The organism is Raoultella sp. (assembly GCF_039594335.1).
GTDB lineage: Bacteria > Pseudomonadota > Gammaproteobacteria > Enterobacterales > Enterobacteriaceae > Klebsiella.
Map to the genome: position 1 here is coordinate 1 of NZ_JBCNNS010000235.1, position 4,011 is coordinate 4,011.

The 4,011-nt window shown below is 54.3% G+C and carries 3 protein-coding genes; 2 read left to right on the top strand and 1 reads right to left on the bottom strand.

The annotated features are described in order from the left end of the window. Nucleotides 1-1,042 (bottom strand): phosphoporin PhoE (phoE, locus tag ACZAHD_RS22130; protein WP_462458644.1); only part of this gene is annotated, 1,042 nt, incomplete at its 3' end. Nucleotides 1,043-1,334: 292 nt separating this feature from the next. Here phoE and proB point away from each other — a divergent pair. Both proB and proA read left to right on the top strand, forming a co-directional pair. After that, entirely contained in the window at nucleotides 1,335-2,438 is a 1,104-nt protein-coding gene (proB, locus tag ACZAHD_RS22135; RefSeq protein ID WP_462458645.1) for a glutamate 5-kinase, read from the top strand. A 10-nt stretch (nucleotides 2,439-2,448) separates the two neighbouring features. Further along, entirely contained in the window at nucleotides 2,449-3,702 is a 1,254-nt protein-coding gene (gene proA, locus ACZAHD_RS22140) for a glutamate-5-semialdehyde dehydrogenase (RefSeq protein WP_462458646.1), read from the top strand. The last annotated feature ends 309 nt before the right edge of the window (nucleotides 3,703-4,011 follow it).

Below are 4,011 nucleotides of genomic sequence, written 5' to 3' on the forward strand. Positions count from 1 at the left end.
TCATACCCAAGGCCACGATGTCATCATCGTTGATAGCGAGTTTATTATCGCTCTTCAGCTGGTTGATTTTATAATCTACGAAGGCGTTCATGTTTTTATTGAAGTAGTAGGTCAGGCCAACATCAATATAGTTGACCAGGTCTTCGCTCCCCACGCCTTCGATATCTTTGCCTTTTGACAGCACATAGCCCAGAGACGGACGCAGACCGAAGTCGAACTGGTACTGAGCAACCGCTTCAAAGTTCTGTGCCTTGTTGGCAAAACCGCCGCTGATTGGAGTCATGTTGCGGGTTTCGGAATACATGGTTGCCAGGTAGATATTGTTGGCGTCATATTTCAGACCGGTTGCCCAGGCTTCTGCTTTTTTACCCACGCCGCGGGACAGCAGGTTCTGTGCATTCGTGCGGTCAGAGTTGGTATACGCCGCGCTGACGGCGAAGTCGCTGCCACCGAAGTCATAGCTTAACGAGGAACCAAAACCGTCACCGTTTTGTTTCTTAACGTCACGGCCGCCTTCGTTTTTACCCTGATACTGCAGGGTCATATCCAGGCCATCAACCGCGCCGAAGAAATCGGTGTTACGGTAGGTCGCCAGACCATTGGCACGCTTGGTCATGAAGTTATCAGTCTGTGCGGAAGAGTCGCCGCCGAATTCCGGGAACATATCGGTCCAGGCTTCAACGTCATACAGAGCACCGAGGTTACGACCGTAATCGAAAGAACCGTAGTTTTTCAATTTCAGACCGGCAAACGCCAGACGGGTTTTCTGGGTGGAGTCGCTTTCCGTTTTGTTGCCGGAGAATTCAGATTCCCAACGACCATAGCCGGTCAGCAGGTCGTTAATCTGCGTTTCACCTTTGATGCCGAAACGTACATAGGTCTGGTCGCCATCTTTACCGGTATAGTCGCTGATGTAGTGCATCGCTCTGACTTTGCCGTACACGTCCAGTTTGTTGCCGTTTTTATTATAAACTTCTGCTGCCTGGGTAGCTGAAGAAGCGACAAGACCCATCATCATTAATGCCAGTGAGCTCTTTTTCATTATTCAGTCCTGGTGATTTATTTATATACGCGCTAATCAATTCCGGGCGAAGGCCCCGTGAAAAACAGGAGGTTTTTTAACGCTCCAGTATTAAAAATTTATGACAATGTGGAACTTTTTATAAAAAAGAGTGTTTAGATGTTTCCGTCATAAATTTGTCATCGTCTCCCTCCACAATGGCCGATTTCGCGCAATAAAGTGGCTCCCTCAATACGCCAGGTGTTGGCAAGCGGCCTGAGTCCTGTTACAACATCAGCTCGATATCGATATTCCTTTTGAACGGCAGAGAATCATGAGTGATAGCCAGACGCTGGTGGTAAAACTGGGCACCAGTGTTTTAACGGGCGGATCCCGTCGCCTGAACCGCGCCCATATCGTCGAATTAGTGCGTCAATGCGCACAGCTGCACGCCATGGGCCACCGAATTGTCATTGTGACCTCCGGGGCTATTGCCGCCGGGCGTGAGCACCTTGGCTACCCGGAACTGCCCGCGACCATTGCGTCGAAACAACTTCTGGCTGCGGTAGGACAGAGCCGTCTGATCCAGCTGTGGGAACAGCTGTTTTCCATTTATGGTATTCACGTTGGCCAGATGCTGCTGACCCGTGCGGATATGGAAGACCGCGAGCGTTTCCTCAATGCCCGCGATACCCTGCGCGCACTGCTGGATAACAACATCGTGCCGGTCATTAACGAAAATGACGCCGTGGCGACCGCCGAGATTAAAGTCGGCGATAACGACAACCTCTCCGCGCTGGCGGCAATCCTTGCCGGCGCCGATAAACTACTGCTGCTGACCGACCAGCCGGGTTTGTTTACTGCCGATCCGCGCAATAACCCGCAGGCGGAATTGATCAAAGATGTCTATGGCATTGATGACGCCCTGCGCGCCATCGCTGGCGATAGCGTTTCCGGCCTGGGCACCGGCGGTATGGGAACCAAGTTGCAGGCTGCCGATGTCGCCTGCCGCGCAGGTATCGACACCATTATTGCCGCCGGCAACCGTCCCGGCGTGATTGCCGATGTGATGGAGAACGTATCGGTCGGTACCCGTTTCCACGCACAGGAATCGCCACTGGAGAACCGCAAGCGCTGGATCTTCGGCGCCCCGCCAGCAGGCGAAATCAGCGTTGATGCTGGCGCCACCCAGGCGATTCTGGAACGCGGTAGCTCCTTGTTGCCAAAAGGCATCAAAACCGTCACGGGTAACTTTTCCCGCGGTGAAGTTATCCGCATCCGCAATAGCGAAGGACGTGATATTGCCCATGGCGTCAGCCGCTACAACAGCGATGCGCTGCGCCTGATTGCTGGCCAGCACTCGCAGCAGATTGATGCCATTCTGGGCTACGAATACGGCCCGGTTGCCGTCCACCGCGACGATATGATTATCCGTTAAGGAGCTGAAAATGCTGGAACAAATGGGCATTGCTGCCAAGGCGGCCTCTTACAAACTCGCGCAACTCTCCAGTCGTGAAAAAAATCAGGTGCTGGAAAAGATCGCCGATTATCTCGAAGCGCAGAGTGAAGAGATTCTGCGCGCGAACGCTGAAGACCTGAAGGAAGCGCGCGCCAATGGCTTGAGCGAGGCGCTGCTTGACCGTCTGGCACTTAACCCGGCGCGTTTGAGCGGCATTGCCAACGATGTTCGCCAGGTGTGCAATCTGGCCGATCCGGTCGGTCAGGTGATCGACGGCGGTCTGCTTGACAGCGGCCTGCGCATCGAACGCCGCCGCGTGCCGCTGGGCGTGGTGGGGGTGATTTATGAAGCCCGTCCTAACGTCACCGTCGATGTTGCTTCCCTATGCCTGAAGACCGGCAATGCCGCGATTCTGCGTGGCGGGAAAGAGACCTGGCGCACCAATTCCGCCACGGTGAAAGTCATTCAGCGGGCGCTGGAGGAGTGCGGGCTGCCGGCCGCGACGGTCCAGGCGATTGAGAATCCGGATCGCGCGCTGGTTGGCGAGATGCTGAAGATGGATAAGTATATCGATATGCTGATCCCTCGCGGTGGCGCCGGTCTGCACAAGCTGTGCCGAGAGCAGTCCACGATTCCGGTAATCACCGGCGGGATTGGTGTGTGTCATATCTATATTGATGATTCTGCCGATATTGCTGAAGCGCTGAAGATTATCGTCAATGCCAAAGTTCAGCGCCCAAGCGCGTGTAACTCGGTAGAAACCTTGCTGGTGAATGAGCATATTGCCGACCGTTTCCTGCCAGCCCTGAGCACCCAGATGGCGGAAAGCGGCGTGACGCTGCATGCTGATGCCGCCACCCTGCCGGTATTGCAAAACGGCCCGGCCAATGTCGAGCCGGTGAAGGCGGCACAGTACAACGATGAGTATCTGTCGCTGGATCTGAATGTCAAAGTGGTCGCCGGCCTCGACGAGGCCATCGCGCATATCCGCGAACACGGTACCCAGCATTCTGATGCCATCCTGACCCGCACGTTGAGCAATGCCAACCGTTTTATCAACGAAGTGGATTCCTCGGCGGTCTACATTAACGCCTCTACCCGCTTTACCGACGGCGGCCAGTTTGGCCTTGGCGCAGAAGTAGCGGTCAGTACCCAGAAGCTGCATGCGCGCGGCCCGATGGGCCTGGAAGCGTTAACGACCTATAAATGGATTGGTTTCGGCGACGATACAATTCGGGCTTGAGTCACATTGACGGAGGCAGTGAAATGGGGGCGAGTGCCCCCATTTTTATTGATAACTGAAAACCACGTCCTGTGGGCGTGGTCAGCAACAGGTTTTGGTTCTGCCTTATTGTCATTGGATTTAAATCTTACAGAACTGGCAGAGACTTTTTTTAAGGATTTTGGTACGCCCCTATGGGGCGAAGTAAATAATCCACCTGCGTAGCAGGTGGCTTTGACACAGCCCCCTAAAAGGGGGCTTAAACACTCCCCTTCCAGTCCGGGCTGTATTTGTCTCTCTTCTTCCTCTTTGGCTACCTTGTCCTGGTAC

Coding starts and splice junctions, on each gene's coding strand:
- proB (WP_462458645.1), top strand. CDS start 1,335: ATGAGTGATAGCCAGACGCTGGTGGTAAAACTGGGCACCAGTGTTTTA.
- proA (WP_462458646.1), top strand. CDS start 2,449: ATGCTGGAACAAATGGGCATTGCTGCCAAGGCGGCCTCTTACAAACTC.